3 protein-coding genes are annotated in these 1924 nt (G+C 43.9%); 2 read left to right on the top strand and 1 reads right to left on the bottom strand.

Going from position 1 to position 1924, the window contains the following annotated elements:
• On the top strand, positions 1–431 hold a 431-nt coding region (locus VLN09_RS05585), incomplete at its 5' end, for an enoyl-CoA hydratase-related protein (protein WP_325244480.1).
• 187 nt (positions 432–618) lie between these two features.
• Here the strand turns inward: VLN09_RS05585 and VLN09_RS05590 are convergent.
• Complete coding sequence (locus VLN09_RS05590) at positions 619–993, bottom strand: hypothetical protein (protein ID WP_325244482.1); 375 nt, start codon at positions 991–993, stop codon at positions 619–621.
• Between the two features lie 234 nt (positions 994–1227).
• Between VLN09_RS05590 and VLN09_RS05595 the strand changes: the two genes are divergently transcribed.
• Positions 1228–1924, top strand: a 697-nt coding sequence (locus VLN09_RS05595; RefSeq protein WP_325244485.1) for a MalY/PatB family protein, incomplete at its 3' end; no start/stop codon positions are given.

Consider the following 1924-nt stretch of genomic DNA (forward strand, 5'->3'; position numbering starts at 1 on the left):
ATAGTGATGTGGTCATCGCCAGTGATAACTGTAACTTTGCACAAATGGAAGTTCAGCGCGGTATCATGCCGTTTGGTGGCGCGACGGTACGCTTTGTCGCGGCAGCAGGTTGGCAAAAAGCCATGCCATATTTGCTAACTGGTAAAGCCTTTGACGCGCAAACTGCTGATAACCTCAATCTGGTCAGTGAAGTGGTTGCTAATGGCGAAGAATACGAGCGCGCGCTGACTATTGCGCAAGAGATTTGCACGGCAGCCCCGCTTGGCGTGCAAGGATTACTATCCTCAGCACAAGATGCCAGTCGCAATGGTGCAAGCGCGGCATTAGCAAATATTCATAGCTATCTGCCGTCGCTGTTTCATTCAGAAGATGCGAAAGAGGGTGCGATGGCGATGGTTGAAAGAAGGGCGGCTGAGTTTAAGGGAAGGTAGTTTTTATTAAGACCATAGCGAAAGTTAATATGAATAAGAACAAAAAATAGTCGTAGTCAGTCCCTGCGCACTCTCTTATCAGTCAAAACCATACCATACCAACTAAAAAAACCTCGCCATTGCGAGGTTTGGTTATTTCATCTAGGGTTGATGGCTTACAGCTATGCCAACGTTATCAATTAACGGATTAGCGAGCTGATTTTTTATAGTAGTCAACGAGCATAGTGCCTAACGTGCCGTTGTCATCGATAGTGACTATTCTGACCGTACCTGACTGAGACGCGGTACTAGACTGTACTTGCCCAGCATTACCTAAGACGATTTGATTGTTTTTAGTCGTCTTTGCTTCGTTACCGATAGCGATGCTGTTCATGCCGCCTGCCATGGATTTATTGCCTATAGCGAGAGCAGTACTGCTCGTAGCGTTTGAGGTGATTTGGGTGTTTGAAGTTTGATAGTCAGTGCCTGTTGCCATAGTAGTGCATGAAGCGGTAATGGCGACGGCTAAAGTAAGGGCACTAATTTTGAGTGCTAAGTTTGGTAGAAAGTCCATTTTCATCATGCTAAATACTTTTAGACAAGCCATCTTGGCTTAGTAGGTGGTTTGAGTAGATGCTAATAGATCATAATCCTTGCAATATCAGCGAACTCTGGCATAAATAACTTGATTATATATAGAGTCTGCAACACTAATTTTTAACCATTATTCAAATAATGCTGGTGTTCTATTTTTAAAGGTCATTTAAGCCGACGGATGAACCGTTATAATATAAAGCTACCGTAAAGGAGAATACCGGTGTTGTACAACTTTGATGAAATAATCGACAGACGTCATACTGGGTCGCTTAAATGGCATTATACCGATGATACCATTGCGCTTTGGGTGGCGGACATGGACTTTAGAGCGGCACAGCCTATCCTAAATACTATTGAACGAGTGCTGCACCATGGCATATTGGGATACACCAAACCCACTGAAGCTTTGTACGAGGCGATTATTAACTGGCATGGCAGTCGTTATGGTTTAGCACTGGATAAACAGCACATCCTGTTTTCCCCAGGTGTCGTACCAAGTTTGGCGTTGATGATGAGGGTACTGACTGAGACAGGTGATGCGATACTGGTCAATGATCCTATCTATACGCCTTTTATGACTAAGGTTCGGGATAATGGTCGACGGCTTATCCTCTCTCCATTAATAGAATCGAAAGGGCACTATCATCTAAATTTGGCGGATATCGAAGCCAAAATTATTGAGCATGACGTAAAGCTTTTTTTATTCTGTAATCCGCATAACCCAGGTGGACGCGTGTGGACGGCAGATGAGCTCAAGGCGCTGCTTGTAGTCTGTAAAAAGCATAATGTGGCGATTGTCAGTGATGAGATTCATCAAGATTTGACCTTGAGTGGTCACAAGTTCATCCCCTTTTTAACCCTAGCAAAAGGCTATGAGCATAAAGTAGTCAGCTTAACATCAATGACCAAAACCTTTA

It is taken from the genome of Psychrobacter sp. (genome assembly GCF_035469765.1).
Taxonomy (GTDB): Bacteria; Pseudomonadota; Gammaproteobacteria; order Pseudomonadales; family Moraxellaceae; genus Psychrobacter.

What these genes read in the sequence shown, in the direction of transcription:
- VLN09_RS05590 (WP_325244482.1), bottom strand. Translation starts at nt 993, where the DNA reads ATGATGAAAATGGACTTTCTACCAAACTTAGCACTCAAAATTAGTGCC.